24 protein-coding genes are annotated in these 17,238 nt (G+C 33.8%); 21 read left to right on the top strand and 3 right to left on the bottom strand.

The window, feature by feature from the left end; translation table 11 throughout:
- The first annotated feature begins 47 nt into the window (after positions 1-47).
- From NML69_RS09155 to NML69_RS09140, 4 genes are all read left to right on the top strand, one after another.
- On the top strand, positions 48-1,238 hold the full coding sequence (locus tag NML69_RS09155) for an acetate kinase (protein ID WP_254726519.1): 1,191 nt from the start codon (positions 48-50) through the stop codon (positions 1,236-1,238).
- 372 nt (positions 1,239-1,610) lie between these two features.
- Positions 1,611-1,799: a type II toxin-antitoxin system HicA family toxin gene (locus tag NML69_RS09150; RefSeq protein WP_001131504.1), complete on the top strand. Its 189-nt coding sequence runs from the start codon at positions 1,611-1,613 to the stop codon at positions 1,797-1,799.
- Positions 1,800-1,856: 57 nt separating this feature from the next.
- Positions 1,857-2,234, top strand: coding sequence for a type II toxin-antitoxin system HicB family antitoxin (locus NML69_RS09145; RefSeq protein ID WP_254726517.1), 378 nt, complete (start codon positions 1,857-1,859; stop codon positions 2,232-2,234).
- A 38-nt stretch (positions 2,235-2,272) separates the two neighbouring features.
- Positions 2,273-2,563 (top strand): hypothetical protein, encoded by a 291-nt coding sequence (locus NML69_RS09140; protein ID WP_254726515.1) that lies wholly within the window; start codon positions 2,273-2,275, stop codon positions 2,561-2,563.
- A 107-nt stretch (positions 2,564-2,670) separates the two neighbouring features.
- Here the strand turns inward: NML69_RS09140 and NML69_RS09135 are convergent, their stop codons facing one another.
- The 3 genes from NML69_RS09135 to NML69_RS09125 all read right to left on the bottom strand — a co-directional run bounded on the left by NML69_RS09135 (position 2,671) and on the right by NML69_RS09125 (position 3,845).
- Positions 2,671-3,096 (bottom strand): ImmA/IrrE family metallo-endopeptidase, encoded by a 426-nt coding sequence (locus NML69_RS09135; RefSeq protein ID WP_254726513.1) that lies wholly within the window; start codon positions 3,094-3,096, stop codon positions 2,671-2,673.
- 2 nt (positions 3,097-3,098) lie between these two features.
- Complete coding sequence (locus NML69_RS09130) at positions 3,099-3,431, bottom strand: helix-turn-helix domain-containing protein (protein ID WP_254726512.1); 333 nt, start codon at positions 3,429-3,431, stop codon at positions 3,099-3,101.
- A 111-nt stretch (positions 3,432-3,542) separates the two neighbouring features.
- Entirely contained in the window at positions 3,543-3,845 is a 303-nt protein-coding gene (locus NML69_RS09125) for a helix-turn-helix domain-containing protein (RefSeq protein WP_254726510.1), read from the bottom strand.
- Positions 3,846-3,956: 111 nt separating this feature from the next.
- On the opposite strand from NML69_RS09125, the gene NML69_RS09120 reads away from it, so the two are divergent.
- The 17 genes from NML69_RS09120 to NML69_RS09040 all read left to right on the top strand — a co-directional run bounded on the left by NML69_RS09120 (position 3,957) and on the right by NML69_RS09040 (position 17,237).
- On the top strand, positions 3,957-4,238 hold the full coding sequence (locus NML69_RS09120; protein WP_125828202.1) for a hypothetical protein: 282 nt from the start codon (positions 3,957-3,959) through the stop codon (positions 4,236-4,238).
- A 1,654-nt stretch (positions 4,239-5,892) separates the two neighbouring features.
- The gene (locus NML69_RS09115) at positions 5,893-6,063 is read left to right on the top strand and encodes a hypothetical protein (protein ID WP_254726508.1); all 171 of its coding nucleotides are present in this window, start codon (positions 5,893-5,895) and stop codon (positions 6,061-6,063) included.
- A 2-nt stretch (positions 6,064-6,065) separates the two neighbouring features.
- Positions 6,066-6,479, top strand: a complete 414-nt coding sequence (locus tag NML69_RS09110) for a helix-turn-helix transcriptional regulator (protein ID WP_254726506.1) — start codon at positions 6,066-6,068, stop codon at positions 6,477-6,479.
- A 490-nt stretch (positions 6,480-6,969) separates the two neighbouring features.
- Positions 6,970-8,736 (top strand): putative cross-wall-targeting lipoprotein signal domain-containing proteiin, encoded by a 1,767-nt coding sequence (locus tag NML69_RS09105; RefSeq protein WP_254726504.1) that lies wholly within the window; start codon positions 6,970-6,972, stop codon positions 8,734-8,736.
- A gap of 92 nt (positions 8,737-8,828) precedes the next feature.
- Positions 8,829-9,137: a hypothetical protein gene (locus tag NML69_RS09100; RefSeq protein WP_254726501.1), complete on the top strand. Its 309-nt coding sequence runs from the start codon at positions 8,829-8,831 to the stop codon at positions 9,135-9,137.
- A 26-nt stretch (positions 9,138-9,163) separates the two neighbouring features.
- On the top strand, positions 9,164-9,577 hold the full coding sequence (locus NML69_RS09095) for a hypothetical protein (RefSeq protein WP_254726498.1): 414 nt from the start codon (positions 9,164-9,166) through the stop codon (positions 9,575-9,577).
- Between the two features lie 19 nt (positions 9,578-9,596).
- Positions 9,597-11,336 carry an FtsK/SpoIIIE domain-containing protein gene (locus tag NML69_RS09090; protein WP_254726496.1) on the top strand — a complete coding sequence of 580 codons (1,740 nt, stop codon included), beginning with the start codon at positions 9,597-9,599 and terminating at the stop codon, positions 11,334-11,336.
- A 263-nt stretch (positions 11,337-11,599) separates the two neighbouring features.
- Entirely contained in the window at positions 11,600-12,817 is a 1,218-nt protein-coding gene (locus tag NML69_RS09085) for a replication initiation factor domain-containing protein (RefSeq protein ID WP_254726491.1), read from the top strand.
- A complete protein-coding gene (locus tag NML69_RS09080; protein ID WP_254726488.1) occupies positions 12,786-13,040 on the top strand; it encodes a hypothetical protein in 255 nt (84 codons plus the stop codon). The genes NML69_RS09085 and NML69_RS09080 overlap by 32 nt, the downstream gene beginning before the upstream one ends.
- Before the next feature lie 12 nt (positions 13,041-13,052).
- Complete coding sequence (locus tag NML69_RS09075) at positions 13,053-13,250, top strand: hypothetical protein (protein WP_254726485.1); 198 nt, start codon at positions 13,053-13,055, stop codon at positions 13,248-13,250.
- 13 nt (positions 13,251-13,263) lie between these two features.
- Positions 13,264-13,596: a hypothetical protein gene (locus NML69_RS09070; protein ID WP_125453067.1), complete on the top strand. Its 333-nt coding sequence runs from the start codon at positions 13,264-13,266 to the stop codon at positions 13,594-13,596.
- 15 nt (positions 13,597-13,611) lie between these two features.
- A complete protein-coding gene (gene dcm / locus NML69_RS09065; RefSeq protein ID WP_254726551.1) occupies positions 13,612-14,868 on the top strand; it encodes a DNA (cytosine-5-)-methyltransferase in 1,257 nt (418 codons plus the stop codon).
- Positions 14,869-14,945: 77 nt separating this feature from the next.
- Positions 14,946-15,218: a hypothetical protein gene (locus NML69_RS09060; RefSeq protein WP_254726481.1), complete on the top strand. Its 273-nt coding sequence runs from the start codon at positions 14,946-14,948 to the stop codon at positions 15,216-15,218.
- A gap of 66 nt (positions 15,219-15,284) precedes the next feature.
- Positions 15,285-15,500, top strand: a complete 216-nt coding sequence (locus NML69_RS09055) for a hypothetical protein (RefSeq protein WP_254726478.1) — start codon at positions 15,285-15,287, stop codon at positions 15,498-15,500.
- 30 nt (positions 15,501-15,530) lie between these two features.
- On the top strand, positions 15,531-16,004 hold the full coding sequence (locus NML69_RS09050) for a hypothetical protein (protein WP_254726474.1): 474 nt from the start codon (positions 15,531-15,533) through the stop codon (positions 16,002-16,004).
- Between the two features lie 43 nt (positions 16,005-16,047).
- A complete protein-coding gene (locus NML69_RS09045) occupies positions 16,048-17,004 on the top strand; it encodes a conjugal transfer protein (protein WP_254726473.1) in 957 nt (318 codons plus the stop codon).
- Between the two features lie 14 nt (positions 17,005-17,018).
- Positions 17,019-17,237 (top strand): TcpD family membrane protein, encoded by a 219-nt coding sequence (locus NML69_RS09040; RefSeq protein WP_125398233.1) that lies wholly within the window; start codon positions 17,019-17,021, stop codon positions 17,235-17,237.
- Position 17,238 lies beyond the last annotated feature (1 nt).

The raw sequence follows: 17,238 nt of genomic DNA, 5'->3' as shown, positions 1-17,238 counted from the left end.
AGATTTTGTTATAATAGATGAAAACGCTTAAAAAGAGGTATCATCTTATGACAAAAACAATTGCAATCAATGCAGGAAGCTCAAGCTTGAAATGGCAACTTTATCAAATGCCAGAAGAAAAAGTTTTGGCTAAAGGCTTGATTGAACGTATTGGATTGAAAGATTCAATTTCAACAGTAAAATTTGACGGTCGTTCGGAGCAACAAATTCTTGATATTGAAGACCATACACAAGCTGTTAAAATTTTATTGGATGACTTGATTCGTTTTGATATTATCAAAGGGTACGATGAGATTACAGGTGTCGGACACCGCGTCGTTGCAGGTGGTGAATATTTCAAGGAATCAACAGTTGTTGAGGGAGATGTGTTAGAAAAAGTTGAGGAATTGGGACTGTTGGCTCCTCTTCACAATCCAGCTAACGCAGCTGGAATTCGCGCATTTAAGGAATTGCTGCCAGATATTACCAGTGTTGTCGTATTTGATACCTCATTCCACACAACCATGCCAGAGAAGGCTTACCGCTATCCTCTACCAACTAAGTATTACACTGAGAACAAGGTTCGTAAATACGGAGCCCACGGGACAAGTCACCAGTTTGTCGCAGGAGAAGCAGCGAAACTTTTGGGCCGTCCTCTAGAAGATTTGAAATTGATTACCTGCCATATTGGTAACGGGGCTTCTATCACAGCTGTTAAGGGTGGGAAGTCTGTGGATACTTCTATGGGATTCACACCACTTGGAGGTGTGATGATGGGAACTCGTACAGGAGATATTGATCCTGCTATCATCCCTTATCTCATGCAATATACAGAGGATTTCAATACCCCTGAAGATATTAGTCGCATTCTCAATCGTGAATCAGGGCTCATGGGAGTTTCTGGTCAGTCAAGCGATATGCGTGATGTGATTGCTGCCATGGAAGCAGGAGACCATGATGCGACTTTAGCCTATGAAATGTACGTCGATCGTATCCAAAAACATATCGGTCAATACCTTGCAGTCTTAAATGGAGCAGATGCGATTATCTTCACAGCAGGTATCGGTGAAAATGCAGCTTTGGTTCGTGAGGATGTCATTTCAGGTATCTCTTGGTTTGGTTGTGATGTGGATCCAGAAAAGAATGTCTTTGGCGTAACGGGAGACATCTCAACTGACGCAGCGAAAATCCGTGTCTTGGTTATTCCGACAGATGAAGAATTGGTGATTGCACGCGATGTTGAGCGCTTGAAAAAATAAGTAAATACACATAAAATTAGATTGTGAAAAGAAGTTGGGAAAGAGATTTTCCAGCTTTTTTTATGTAGAAAATGTCTAAAACCTTGCTGTTATTGGCTTTTTCAAAAAATATGGTATAATAGTAGTAATTTAAAGAGGGAGTTAGATTTTTTGATTTTAAAAGGATTGAAGAATTAAGAAATTGTATTTTTTAAGAAACTAACCAAAAACTAACCAAGGAATGTATATTTTTAGTCAATGAATATAGAATAAAGTGGATCAGGAAACTGGTCTATTTTATTTTGTAGTTATTGAACAAAAGTGGTCTATTTTGGCTTGACAAATATACGCATAATGTGTATAATAGTAAATGTAAGGAGGTAACAACGATATATGCCACTTACAGGTAAAGAAATGGTGAAACTAGCTCTTGAGAATGGATGGGTTGAAGTTCGTCAAAGGGGAAGTCATCATCATTTTAAGAAAGAGGGTTTTTCTTATCTTGTCACAATTCCAGTTCATGGAAATGAAGATTTAGGAAGAGGATTAGAAAGAAAGATTCTCAAAGATTTAGGATTGTAATTTTTACTTTCCTAAGTCTTTTTACATCAGAGGTAGTAGAATGTTGGAGGTAGTAGAATGTTAAAAACGTATCCAGCTATTTTTCATAAAGAAGAAACAGGATATTGGGTAGAATTCCCAGAATTTGGTGGTGGTACAGAAGGAAAAAATATTGAGGAAGCGATGAAAAATGCTCGTGAAATGCTTGAGAATGTTTTAGCTTCTTACATCGATGAAGGTATGGAGCTGCCTACACCAAGTGATATTTTAAAGATTGAAGTTTCAAATGGTTTTGTATCAATGATTCAAGTAGATCCTGCACCTTTTGTGAGAAGTAATAAGGCGATTAGGAAGAATGTGACTGTTCCTGAATGGCTAGTTCGTCTTGCTGATCGAGAAAAAATTAACTATTCAGAAGTGCTAGCGCAAGCGCTAGAGAAGAAATTGCAAGTTTGATTTTAAGGAATAGTTATTGATGCTTAAGGAGATAGAATATGGAAATTAAAGAGATAAATTATCACGATAGACTTCCAAAAAATATGGTTTCAAAGTTTAATTATTTTGTGAAGGACTTTTTGAAAGAGCATCCGGATCAGTTAGATAAGATGGATTTTGATGAGGTTATGACGATTAACAAAGAATATGAGGCGGATTTAGAAGTCTATTTTGTTAAATTTATGTTGTGTAAAAAGGGAAAAGGCGGATTTTTCTCTCTCGCTAGTACAGTTAATGAGTTGTTTGTGTCTTGTAATGATGAACTTTGGGGAACTGTGATTTTAGAGTAAAAAGCGAAGGAAATTCAAATATTCCTGGATATTTAATTCGTATTTTAGGTCAAAATGTTCAAACACGTATTCAAAATTTGTTCGGAAATAGAAAAAATAACACTATCTTAGATAATGTTATTTTTTTTGTTTTCATTGTAGAAATCGGTGGCTATTTCTTTGACGTAGTTTTCGTATTTTGCAGGAATGTCAGCATTTATAAGGTAGTTTTGAAAGTTGAAACTATCATCTATAGGATATTCATTGTTGACTAAGCTCATAAAGTCTAGGATTCTTGCCTTTTCACTATCATTCTCTATATGATTTTTATAGGTGTTTATTTGTGAAAGTGAGTTGTTGCAGTCGTCATTGATGAGATGATGTTTTTCATGTAAAAGTATATTTATTTTCTCAATGTCTGTTGTGTCAGAACGTAAGAAGATGAAGTGTTTGTTGTTTACAAGGATATATCTACCTTTGCTTGATAAGTTGTTAAGAGTGATAACTTGACAGTTTAATTGTTCAATCTCTTTTATAACTTTGTTTAGATTCATAGTTATTTCTTATTAGAAAAGTAGTCTTTTAGAAAGTTCTTGATGATTTCTCTATCGTTATCTGTGATGGGTGTACCATCATAGGCGACTGAATTATCAATAGCTTTATCGATGTCCGCTTCAAGAGTTGAATTTGGAATATCGGTTTGGCCTAGTAGATAATCAGTAGAAACCTTGAAAAAATCAGCTAGTTTTTGTATGGTTTCTCTGGAAGGTTTGCGTGAACCTTTTTCCCAATTTTGATAAGAAGGTTGACTAGTTCCTATGTGTTCGGCGATTTCTTTTTGAGTGTAGCCCGTATTTTTTCTTAGTTCTTTTAGTCGTTCAGAAAACATAAGAAATCCTTTCTAAATAAAAAAATAAATTTTTTCAAAAAAGTGTTGACAATATATCAGAAACGATATATAATAGATATATCGAAAGTGATATAAAAATTTCAATTTCGATTACAAACTGTCTTTTATAGTTTTCTTAATTAAATCAACGGTTTCATCTGATAGTAGTTGGTTCTTGTAAGAAATTTTATCAGCGTTGAGGATTGATTCGATACGAACCGTTCCATCAGATAAAAGTTCTTCGATAGAAACACCAAAGAAATCAGAAAACATTTCAAGGGTGTTAAGGGTTGGTTTGCTTTTACCGCTTTCCCATTTTTGATAGGATTGTTGAGTAATATCCAATTCTTGAGCAATTTGTACTTGAGTAAGATTGGCTTTCAATCTTAAATCTTTTAAATTTTTAGAAAACATAAAAAAGTTTTAAAAAACCTGTTGACAAAACAGATAAAAAGTTGTATTATAATAATACAGATTAAAAGCTGTTAAGTCAATACCTTTCATAAAATAAATGAGGAGAAGAAAATGGAACAGTCAACTTTCTCAAATAAAGAGAAAACAAAATTACAAATGTTCTCGTTTATTTCAGATATTTCAAGAATTTGTGAAGATAATCTTGAAATGGTGGAAAGTCTTAGAGATAAATATGATATGCAAGAACTTGCTGATATTCGTCTAAAAGATATTGAACGTGTTTCCTTGATGTATCGACAAGCTCTTGGTAAGGTCTTGTTAAAAATGGACGAGGAGATAAACGAAGTTCCGCCTGAAGATTACATTGACTTTGAGACTATTCTTTTCGACTAGGAAAGATGATTTCGTTTCCTTTGCGGATAGGAATTAGCATAGTCCATTTTCCTTTCGAGCGGGTCTTGAAAGCATTGTCCATATTTTTAACTTTATCAACTTTCCTCTTTGAGACTTTCTTTCCATTTTCTTGATAACAATTTCTGTTATGAGAATTGAAATCATCTTTGAGGTGGTTCCCTTGAAGGACGAAAGGGTGCTGTTTACTCCTTGCCATAATATAGATTCCTTTATTTAATTTAATGGTTCTTTAGTACAATCAACTCGTACTTGGTTGTACTGCTAGAGCTATTAAAGCTAGCTAGAGTGAGACTTATGTGTATCTAAAACTTTTAAGAAGAATAATCAATAGTTTGCAAATATGAGTTTTGTTTCAAGTAGATGATTGAGTGATTCCTTTTGAAAGTGATAACAGATATAAGCTATCTCTCTAACTAACGATAGTAGTTATTGGTCTTTGAAAATTAAATAAAAAAACGTGTCAGGCAATGATAGACACTGACCAAACACGAATATTAAATGTAGCAATTTAATTATATGTGAATTTTGGTAAAATGTCAAGAGTTGCTTGATTGTAGATATATTTCATGGAGTTTAGTTGTTTCATCAATTTGCTTAGAAAGTTTGATAAACTTTTCAAACTCTTCCTCAGTAAATTGATAATGGTCTTTTACGTGCTTAGGTGTGATCTTTATTTTAACTTTCTTAAACTCAGCCACATCTACCAACTAGATTCCATGAAATGTATCTACAAAACTTTATAGATTCTAAACTCTTTGCTAACTTTTCTTAGTAGGACTAAGGGAAGAATAGATAACGTACAATCGTATAGATTGTGCAAAAAGCTGTCATTTTGGGGTAGTATTCAAAAGATTTAATGTAAAGGCGGACTAACAACTTCATAATGTTGTAAATGATGGATATTGTTTTAGTAATAATTTCAACCATAATGTTCTCTTTTCTAATTTTTTTGAAAACAAAAATCCAGCAAAGTGTGTTTCCATCTTACTAAGCTGTTTATGTTATTTTTGTGTTTGTTGGTATTATTATACCATAAGTAAATGGAGTTGGCAAGGAGTTTAGAGTTTGTAAGGTTCATGTTGGGTTTTTCGTCCTTTCGCCTTAGTAGATAAGAAAAGGGAACTGATGGCTGTGGTACAGTCAATGATACTTCTTAGAAGGTAGCTAGAGTGAGATAGTGAGGTCTATGTGTTGTATGGTCGGTGTGTGAGAGTAAAAACTTGCTAATGCCTTTGGGTAAGAAAGAGGGGATATTGAGTTATCCTTAAATTTGTGACCTTGGCGAAGGGAGTAGGATGTCGTGAGATATTCCGAAAGTATGCGAAGATAGGAGCATACATTTTTATATTGCTATATTCTATTAAAAATAAGAAAGTGGAATTGATGGCTGAGAACGGTGTGGTTGAAGAATGTGAAGCAAGAGTGAGATTATGTGTAACTTGGAATGGAACGTAAAAAGGCTTTGAAAATAAGCCTTTTTATTTTTGCAAAAATTAACAATAACTAGATTTTTATAAAACAGGTCTTGTCCTGATAAAGATTGAAAGTATTGTTAGTTTTCACAAGGGAATATAAGAAGTATTCCTTTATGTAAACTAACAATATGAGTAGAAAGAGTTGAAGAGGAGAAAAGATGATTAATGAGATATTTAAGGAAGTTTCTATACTTGTAAGAGTGATGATTTGGAACGCTGTTCCGCCTATGATTTTCTATATGATTGTAGGTTCTGTTTATGCTTCTTTGATGTTGTATTTTGTTATGATTGTTACGGATTCTGTGTTAGATTTCGGAGGTAATATGTAAGAATGATAAACGTATCAAAAGCATTGATTCTATTTAGAGAAAGAAATAATAAGTCAGAAGATGATTTGGCAAACTTTTTAGGAATCCAAAAGAAAGCATATAAACGTTATGAAAGTGGAGAACGTGAACCTAGTCTTGATAAGCTGTATAAGTTAGCTTACCTTTATAACTGCAAAGTTGATGATTTTATCAATGTAGATGAAAAATTCGCTGTGAAGCGTGAAGACGTCTTGTCAACAAGAGATTTAGATAATTTAGGTTGTCACCATCAATTTTCTCATGGGTTAGTAACAATGTTGACTAAAGGAAAGAGTTATGAAGAAACAATTCGTTTTTCTGATGATGATAAGACAAAATATGTATATAAGAGTGAAGTGAAGCGATTCTTACTTGACCTAGTAGAGAAGATTGAGTAGTAGGAAAGAGGTGTGTTAAAATCGGAGAATATGGTTATAAAGAGGGTCAAGGTTTAAGAACTTATTCCGAAGAATGGATCATAAAAGAGTATAACCGAATTTATAGTCGATTCTGTTGGAATTTGAAAATCTATGCTCATGTAAAAAATGGTGCTGATGTTTATGTATCATCAAAGAAATGTTGTGATGATTTATATTATCAGTTGTATGCTGTTGGTCAGTTGACTCGTAGTTATTACAGTAAGATAATGTCTAAGATAGAAAGGACGTATAATCGTTTTAGAGAAGATGGAGTGATTATCGAATTTTGATTGTATTTAAATATTTGAGATGAATGAAAGTCAGTGTTGCTGGCTTTTTTATTTTGAGAAAAAAGGAGAAGTTATGCTTTTATGTGTTAATAGACGATCACGTTCACCATCTAATGAATGAGATCGAAAAAGAAAAAAACATTATTTAAAATAAAAAAGAAAAAAGGAGAAAATAATTAATGTTTAAGTCGAATGAGTATAGGGCTTTTGGTTCTATCCGTAAAACTAAAGTTGCTGGTGTTTGTGGAGTTATTTTGGCTCTTTCTATGATGGCTATGGTTGTTAATGGGAATGTATCTGCTGATGAAGTTAAACCTACTACACCTGCGACTACAGAAGTTGCTAAACCTGCTGAATCACCTAAAACAGAAGCTAAAGCTGATTCAAAAGTAGAAGTTAAAAAAGAAGAAACGGTTAAACCTGTTGAATCTCCAAACTTGGACTCTGCTGTTGAAAAAGCAAAAAGCGTAGGTATTAAAGTAACTGAAAAAGAAAAAGTTGGCTATGATACTGAAGCTGAAGCTAAAGCTGATGAAGATAAGCAAGTTAAGGAAATTGATAAGAAAATTGCTGAAAAAGAGCAAAATATCAAGGAAATTCAAGAAGCTGAAAAAACAAACAGTAAAATCAATGCTGACAATAAGTCTGCTATGGAAAAAGCTGGTTTGAAACATACAGGCGATTATCCAAAAGATAAGAAAACTGTTGATGGTTACAATGCGCAAGTGAAGAAAGAAAATGCAGCTAATGAAGCGAAGTTTAAAAAAGATAAGCTGGAAGCTGAAAAAATCAAAGCTAAAGATAAGGCGATTATGGAAGCTAAAGGCTTGAAATTCACAGGTAACTATGCCCAGGATCAAAAGACTGTTGATGCATGGAATAAAGCTAATGCTGGTAAAGTGATTAAGTCAATTCAAACAGGTTTGACTGCAACTGCGAATACTACTTTTGAAGTTATTTCAGGTGGTTCTAAGGCTGTTGCTCCTGACTATACAGCTAATGTTATTCAAGGGTATGCTCGTAACACTAACTTGGACGCTAATTTTGATAATGTATTCTTGCTTGATGATAAAAGTGGAACAATTAAAATTAAGGTTAAGAATACTTCTAATGGTGATGTGACCTTAACATTTAGCGATATTACGCCATCTGCTGAATCAGGATTCATTCGTAGTTATGTAGCTTTATGGGCAGGTGAAGATGGCGGTATTGGATATGGTGTCTTTATCTCTGCTGGTGCTGGTGAAGCTAACGGTGGAGGAGGTGTTGATGGTCAAGGTGGAGGTGGTGCCTCAGGTGCTTACCGAAATGATCGTCAAGGCTGGGTTAAAATGGTAACTGTTGGAGTTATGACAGATTCTGATAACGTTAGTGAAGTAACAGTAAATGATGTTGATAGCAATCAGGTTATTGACGTATCTAGCCTAGATGGTGCAAAAGTAACAACTGGTAAGAATATCACACAAAGTGGTAACTCGTTTACTGCTAATGATGAAGCACAATCTCAAAGTACAGCTGGTGTGCTTGATTCTAATGGTATTGGTTGGTCATTTGCTAAAGGTCAAAAGATTAACTTTACCTTTATTCACTCAAACACTTCTGATACTTCTTATTCTATTGTAGGTGGTGTCTTTGGTCGTGCTTCTCAAAAAGAAGTTAAGCAAGAGCCTATTTCTATTGAGAAATACAATGATCCAAAATATACTCCAAAACCTTATGTATCAATCAAGCCTTATGTAACTGTTCCTCAAGAAAAACAGGTGGAAGTGGAATATCATAAGGCTTATGTGAAGGAAGTTCCTGTAACTCCTGAATCACCGAAACCACAAGAGCCTAGCAAGCCATCATTACCGAATACTGGTACAGCTTCTAGTATGCTTGGTTATGTTGGTACTGGTATTTTATCAATGCTAGGTTTAGTTGGTGCAAAGAGTAAGAAAGATTAAGAATGTTGTCTATAGGACGGTAAATAAACAGGAATTATCGTCCTTTTGTTTTAAAAAAAGAAAAAATGTAAATAGAAAAGGAAATTAATAAAATGGCAAAAATTAAAAAACTCCCTGTGGGATTGAATGTGATTGGTACTAAAGTTGTTGTTAGTCCAAAGTTTCGTGAAGTGGTAAATGGTTCGTATGATGATTTTGTACCTTTTCGAGAATTTGAAATTTCAGGTGATAAGCAAAGTACGGTAACTATTCGTGTATATGGATTGGCTAATTCTGATGTTCCAAAAACAAGAGGTCTTACATTTGTTAAGTCTGTTTCAGGACTTAATTTGGTAACACGTTTGGTTGGTACAAAAGAAGAGATTCAATTTGAGGCAACTGAATTGCGTTTTGAGAAATAAATTATAGAAAATAGGAGAAAAAAATAATGGCTTTTAGTATTCGTAAATTTAATAATGCAGAAATCCTTGTAAATGCAAAAGAATTGCTTGGTAAACTGGAATTTATCGGTTTTATTGAAAATTTTAAAATGGTTGATGGTTCACCTGTTGATTACCCAACGCATGCAGAAGTTTTCTCGGATAAAATGCAAGAAATTATTCCGATTAAGTTGGAAGAAGGTATCTCTGTGGAAGATATTCCTATGATGGCTGAAGTTGAACTTGTCGGTGATGCTACAATTTGGATTTATGAAGATCCATATACAATTACACGTGGAAACAACGTTTCTGAGGTCAAAGGTCATGCTTTCTCCTTGCGTGCTGAAAATGTTAAACGTGTAGGTGGTGGTCAACCAAAACAGGAACAGAAGCAAGAACAAAAACAGGAACATAAGGGATAATTTTTAAAGGAGAAAAGATATGAGTTTATTTCCTACTTATAGAGGAGTTAGGATTTTTCCTTTTATGGAAAAATTAAGATATTTTATCTTTTCTTTTTTCTTTTTGTTGTTTAGTCCAATACTAGCTTTATTTGTCTATTCAAATTTTGAGAAAGTCAAGAATGTAGATCTTTTTTCTATTGTTGTTTCGGTAGTTATACTGATTTTGATAATCGCTTTAAGTATTTATTTGACCTGGCTTTCTCAAGAGCGAGTATTCTATTTTCAAAAGAGGGGAAGGGAATCTACTCTTGCTTTCTTTTTGAGGGAAAATGGCTATACCTATACTAAAAAGGTTAAGACGGATTCGGGAACTAGAGATAAAATTGTTTTTCCTGTTGTTTACATGAAGCAAAATCGTTATGATTTGGAAATTGCTTTTAAAATGGCTGGGAATAAGTTTCAAGATAAGTTTAAAAAGATTGGTAGTGAACTTGAAACAACGTTCTTTATGGATTTTATGGAAGTTCAAGATGATGTAAAGTTTAAAACATTTAAACTGGCGTATTCGGCTTTTCAAAATCGAATCAAGGTAACTGATGTGGAGTATTCTGATAAAGGTATTCAACTGATGAAAAATCTGTATTGGAATCCTATTGATGATCCTCATTTACTTGTATGTGGTGGTACTGGTGGTGGTAAAACGGTATTACTGAGAACATTGATTCGTGCCATGGCTAAAGTTGGAGTGACGGATATTTGTGATCCAAAACAAGGAGACTTTGTGACTATGGCAGAACAGAAAGCCTTTGAAGGTCGTATTTCTTATGAGGTCAATGATATTGTTGAAATGATTGAAAGGGCTGTTGGTATCATGTTTGCTCGCTATGCTTATATGCGACAAAAACGTGAAGAAAATGGTGATAAGGACTTACGTAAATTCTATGAGTATGGTCTTGAACCTTATTTCTTGGTTTGCGATGAATACAATGCTTTGTGTGCTATGCTTGATTTTCAAACTAGACAGCGTTTGGATAATGCTATGGGTCAATTCTTACTACTTGGAAGGCAAGCTGGCTGCTTTGCAGTTACAGCTATGCAGAAGCCTTCAAGAGAAGATTTAGGCTCAAAATTACAAGCGAATATCAATTTCCGAATTTCTGTTGGGCGATTGGACGAGGTTGGATATGATTTAGCCTTCGGAGAAGTCAATAGGAATAAGGAATTTAAGTATGTGAAATATCTAGCAGGTAAGCGAGTATATGGTCGAGGCTATGCTTGCGTATATGGAGAAGTAGCAAGGGAGTTTTATTCACCATTACTTGAAAAGAAGTTCTCTTTCTATGATGAATATGATAAGATTGAACGACGAGAAAATCCTTTCAATCCTTTGGAAAATCCTGATGTTCAATTATCAGAAGAAGAAAAAGAAAATCTTCAAGCTGAAATGGAAGCACAAGAGGAATTGGAAAAAGGAGAAGTTAAGAAGGCTAGTCCTGAATTGATCCAGGAGTTAATGTCTAGTAAACAAAAAGAAAGTGGAAATGATTTAGTAAGAACGTTTGCGTTTTCTAAAGAAATTGGTGTGTCTGCTGGTTCAATGAAGAATTTGGTAGATAAGTTAGATGGCATTTTACAATTTGAAAAGGAAGATAATGTAGTGTATTTGAATGAGATTCAAAGAAATATCATAAAGGATTTGTTTGAATTGAAACAGAATACAAGTCAAAATTGGAGTGAGATTTTGGAAGATTTTCCTTTTGATGAATATGGTTTTTAGTTAGTTGTGAGGGGATTTACCCCTCTTTTTTTGGTTACTGTGCTAGTTGGTGCAATCCAGCTTGCTAGTAGCTAGTAGCAGGAGCGAGGAAGCGAGTGCGACGAGCGACTGCGTGTACTAGCGTGTACTAGCAGGCTGGATTGTGCGAATTAACCCCCTATGACTAATAGGGGGGTAGAAGATGTGCGTAGAAGCATAAAGCCTTGATAATACTGACTTTTTGGGCTTAAAAAATGCAACACTATTGAAAAGTAAGGAGAAATATGGAATTTGAGAATCTAAACAAGGTACAAAAGATGTACGCTTTTTCAGATCAGGAAATGTCTAACTATTTAGAAATAGATAGAGCAACATTGTATAGATGGAAAGAAGCTGGTGAGATTCCTGAGTCTTATGACTCGAAAGTGAATGCGTTGATAGCTTTTAAGGAGGGTGTGCGAGATAGTGGATTTTCGTTAGAAGGAAAAGTTGACTATGTGAAGGTTACGTTTAAAACGCAAGATTATATAGATGTGATAGCGAAGGTGTTATGTCTCCAAAACAAGCCATTTCTTGAAGAAGAAAAGGGTGGTTCAGGATATGATACAAAATATACTTTTCAAAATATTAACCTTTTCATTTCAAAGAAAAGGGAAGATATGGGCTGTATGATTGAGTTAAAAGGTCAGGCATGCAGACAGTATGAGTGGTATTTTGAAAATGAGCAGAAGTCAAGCTGGAGAGATTTCTTTATTCGTTGCTTTGAGTATGAGCGTACTATTTCACAAGGTGAAGGGAAATTTATGAATATCCCTCGGCTTGATATAGCGCTAGATGAAAAGTATAACGAAAATGGAAATTTTGAACTTGGTAAGTTAGTTGACCTTTGGGATAGTGGTTTGGTTGAAAGTCGATTGACAATGAAACAGATTGAAGATAATGGTCAATATGGGAAAGCAAAAACAATTTATTTTGGTTCTCGTCAGTCTGCTTATCATTTCTGTTTTTATCAAAAGGATATTGAGCAGGCAAAGAAGCTGGGACTTGATATAGATTTGATTCATTCGTCATTGAAATTCAAAAATCGTTATGAAGTAAGAATGTGTGATGATGTCGCTTTGGACTTTGTTAGAAAATCCTTGAATGAAAAAATTGATATGGCTAGACTTGCTGTTTGGGTGATTAACAGTAAGATAAAAGTCTTTGAAAGAATGAATGGCGACAAATTTTTGAATCGTGAGTGGTATTCGCTTTTAGGTGAAGTTGATAGAATTGGTTTTTCAACTGCACCTGTAGAAGTAGGATTTTTTGATAAACAGTATAAGTGGTTAAGTGTTGATGTTGCGCCATCAGTAATTGCAATAAGAGAATGGGAGAAGATAACTGGAGACTATAAATTAGATGGTATTTTTTCAAGTGGAGAAGTTAGTGAAAAAAATCGGAAGAAATTAGAGCAAGGGAGGGTTGTTTTTGAGAAAGATTTACAAAAAAATAGGTACTGATTCTGTAGTAGTAAATAACAGTAACTTGGTATGTTCAACTGATCGTGGGTTAAAATCAATTAGTCATTATTTACCATCATTTGAAGGAAATGAAAATTTGACTGTGATTCCTATAGAATCTGAGCGAATGTTTTTGCCTTATTTTCGAGATTATGTGATTGACTGGTCAAGAATGCCTGATGAAGTGAATGCGATTCTTGATATTAAGAAAAAAGCAGATTGAGAGGATAAGTATATGAAAAATAAGGAGAAAAAGTCTGCTGGTAGTATGGTGGCGCAGAAAGTTTTAGAAGATAAAAGAGATAGGGTGTTGGATTTTGTTGTTGATTTATTGATTTTAGCCTTTGTAGTCTTTGTTGTCGGTTTTAGTATTTTTGGTTTGCAGCCTTTTATTGAATTTATAAAAAATTTCTGTGATGAGTTATTGTATTAAATAGAGGGTGACTATGAAAAAGAAAAAAATTACTGATGAAAAATTGAGAAAGTTAGTTTTTTTAATTCCTGCTCGGTATTTCTATGAAGGAGTTGTGACAAGTGATAAAGCTAGAAATTATCAAGATTATATAGATATTCAATGTCAAACCTATAGAAAGACTAAAAATCGCAAAGACTGGCAAGAGGTAAAAAGACTTACTAAAGAGTATGAGGAATTTTTAGCAAATGAAGTAGATATTAAGCGAAAGTTGCTGCTTTTTGGGTTGATGAAACGTGATCAGAAAGAAAGACAAAGTGTGTATTTGTTGCTGGTTAAGAAATATCATTTAGAAAGATGGGTGTAAAAAGCGATAAAGATGTTGAAAGTTTTAGAATTGTTTGCTGGTGTTGGGGGTTTTAGGCTTGGTTTGGAAAATGCTGATAAAGATTTCTTTAAAACTTTGTGGGCGAATCAATGGGATCCTGGTAAAAAATCACAAGAAGCTTTTGAAGTTTATGATTATCATTTTTCTGAAAGTGAAAATATAAATATTAGTATATCGGATATTACTGATGATATGTTTTCGGAAATGAATGCTGATTTGATTGTTGGTGGTTTTCCTTGTCAAGATTATTCTGTTGCAAGAAGTAAGAAAGATGAAAAAGGGATTGAAGGAGAGAAAGGAGTTTTATTTTGGGAAATAATTAGGGCGACAAAAATTATCAGTCCAAAGTGTCTTATTTTGGAGAATGTAGATCGATTGTTAAAGTCACCTTCAAAACAAAGAGGTAGAGATTTTGCAATTATGTTAAAAGCATTTGATGATTTAGGATATTCTGTGGAATGGAGAGTTATCAATGCTGCTGACTATGGAAGGGCGCAAAGAAGAAAAAGAATCTTTTTCTTTATCTTTAGGAATGATACAGATTATTCAAGAGGTCTAGGTTTTGATGGTGAAGAAAGTTTCTTTGAGGATTATGTCTTTAGAAAAGGTTTATTTGCAACTCAATTTCCTGTTAAGAGTGAATTGTTAAAAAATAGGAAAGTGAGTTATGAATTGGTAGAAGATATTTTTGAAATCTCAAATTTATTTACTGGAATCTTTTGGAATAGTGGTTTTATGAGGTATGGAAAATGTTATTCATTTGATACTATTCCAGATTATAATTTTAGAAAGTTGAGTTTAGGTGATGTGATTGAAAAGGGGGTGGTAGATGAAAAGTATTATATAACTGATCCTGGAAAGTTGGAGAAAATTGACTATTTGAGAAGTGCGAAAAAAATTAACCGAGTTTCGAAAGATGGTTTTTCATATATTTATTCAGAAGGTGGTATGTCGCCGTATGATAGTTTAGATTTACCAGCAAGGACAATGCTTACTTCAGAAGGAACTGTGAATCGTTCTTCTCATTTGATTAAAGTTGGAGATCGATATAGATTTTTAACTCCTATTGAAGCAGAAAGGTTGCAAGATTTTCCCGATAATTGGACGGAATATAAGAGAAATTCTGATGGTATGATTGAGAAAGTTAAAGATAGAATGAGAATGTTTTTTATGGGAAATGCTTTAGTGACTGATATAGTAAAAGAGATTGGCTATTTTATTAGAAAAGTTGAGTTAGAGGGTGACAAATGAAAGTTAAGAAACGTTCTCCTTCTTTTAGTTAAGGACAAGTTGTAAAAAATAGAAAAATGAATGAAGAGGTAAATGAAATGGAACTATCAGGAAAAGATAAGCAAGTTGTTGAATTGGCGAATGAACTTGCTAAAAAATTGAAGGAAAAAGATTTTTCGCAATCTTGGTCACTTGCAGGGGAGTTGCATGGGCTTCTTAAGAATGAAGAAGAATTGACTTTGTCTTATCAAGTAATTCAGTGTATTAAAAACGATTTGGCGAGTTATTATGATATGAAAAAGGCATACAATAAAGTTGCAAATCGTGCTTTTGCGATTGGAAGCAATTTGGAGCGTAGTGCTTCAATTTAATTAAACGGTGAAGGAAGTCTAGGTTGGCTTCCTTTATTTGTTTGGAAGGAGAAAAAATGGTGTTATATGGCTTCAAGAGTGTTGATTAAGAATCCAAAGAATGGAAGGCAGGCTTGGTTTAGCTTGCCTTTATATTTTGGAAAGTTGTCTGTGATTGGTTTGACTGGCTCTTATGATGAAACTATTGAAATAGTTGATTATGAGGGTTCAGGATTCATTGGATATGGTTTGTTTACTGTTGCTGATTTGGAACAGTTGAATAAACAAGTGGAAAGTGGTTAAAGGAGGGAGTAAAGGTTACTTTGTATCAAGATGATAGCGAATATAAGAGTTTTGAGAGAAGGAAATTTTGAATTTCTCTGCGAACTGGATATTATGAAATACAGTCAAGAACAGATTCTTGAAAGAATGAATGAAAGAGGAATTGATAAAGGTAACTTTTTTGTCTGTGGTATATCTGATTGGGAAGTAGATAAAGTGATGTCTTTGGACGAGGTTTATTTACTGAAAAAAGCTGTACTGGAATTGTATGATGGCGACGAGTTTATTGTGAAATTTCAATTACAGCGTTATGTGCCTGTAACTAAAATTGTGACTACATATTATAGATTCTGTTCTAAAGATGAAGTTAAGACAATGGTTGAGTTGACAAAAGAGTTAGATTATGAATCAGTTATCAATTACTTTTTTAGATGTGGAAGCTGGGTGACGGTATTTCAGGGATTCATAGATCAGGGAGAAGTTTTAAATACTCCTGCTGGATTTTATAGAAAGGTTGTTCTTTAAATTTTAAAAAAGGAAGGAAGAAAATTGAGGTAATCTATTTGAAATGATAAGAGGATTTAAAAAAAGAGAAAAAAATCAAGAGAGGTTAAAGAAACTTTCTGATAAGAAAGTATACACTCCTAAGAAAATCAATCAAAAGGGTGCGAATTTAGTTTTTGGCTCTTTATTGATTGGTTTTGTAGTTTTTGTGGGTGCTACTGGAGTTTTATCAATTAAGAATATATCTAAAGTGAAGGAATTTGAAAAGAATCAGATTGCTAAAGTAGATAATAGTGAAATTGATAGACGGTTGGAGCAATTTTTGGATAGTTATGTAAGCTATTATTTCACTTACAAGGCAGGTGAGAAGGATAGTGAAGAAAACGCAAAGCGTTTGAATGAATTCTATGGGACACCGCCTAGTGTTAAAAATCAAGGGCAATCAAAACAAGATATGACTATTGTAAGTGGTCGTTTGCTGATGGCGAAAGATGGAGTTGCAGTTTATGCAGTGACTTATGATACAAAGGTTGATAACAAGCTTCAACGTGTATCAATCGAGTTTTCAATCCCATACGTTGAAAAAGACGGTCGCTATTATGTTGATGGTTTGCCTTGGTTTGCTCCTGTTACGGATTTTAAGAGTCAGGAGATTGACAAAGAAAAACAACTGATTTTGACGGCAAATGATGGTCTGAGTGAAAATGACAGAAAAGATTTGGTTGCTTTTATTGAATTGTTTTTCAAGAATTATACAAGCAGTCAGTCGAATCTTGACTTGATCTCAAAAAATATCAAAACAATTGGTGGAGCAACTGTTAAAAGCATTGATTATACCTATTTTGTAAAAGGTAGTGATAAGACACTAGCTTATGTACAAGTTACCTTTGATATTTTGGGTACAAGTCATAGTGAGAATTTTTCTTTCGAGTTGAGGAAAGATAAAGATAGTTATTTTGTAGATAAAATGGAGCATCAGATTCCATTTGATTATGCGAAGAAGGATAAAAAAGAAAATTAAGGAGAATGAGATAAATGAGTTTTTTTCAGTATTTAGTTGATAAGTTAGGTGTTCCTTTGATTGGATTGTTTGTATTTAGTAAAGCGATTCGAGCTTGGAGGGAAGGAAAGACTTGGGGTATTTTTGTATCCATTTTGACCGGTGCTTTAATTTTATGGTTCTTGTTAAGTCCAGAAACTGTATTGAAAGCTCCTGCGACTGTATTTAATAAATTGTTAGAAGTTTTTAAGTAAG

Origin of the sequence: Streptococcus sp. CF8-6 (assembly GCF_024295845.1) — a bacterium.
In the GTDB taxonomy this organism is placed as follows: Bacteria; Bacillota; Bacilli; order Lactobacillales; family Streptococcaceae; genus Streptococcus; species Streptococcus oralis_BO.
This window is presented reverse-complemented; position numbering and strand designations above follow the sequence as displayed.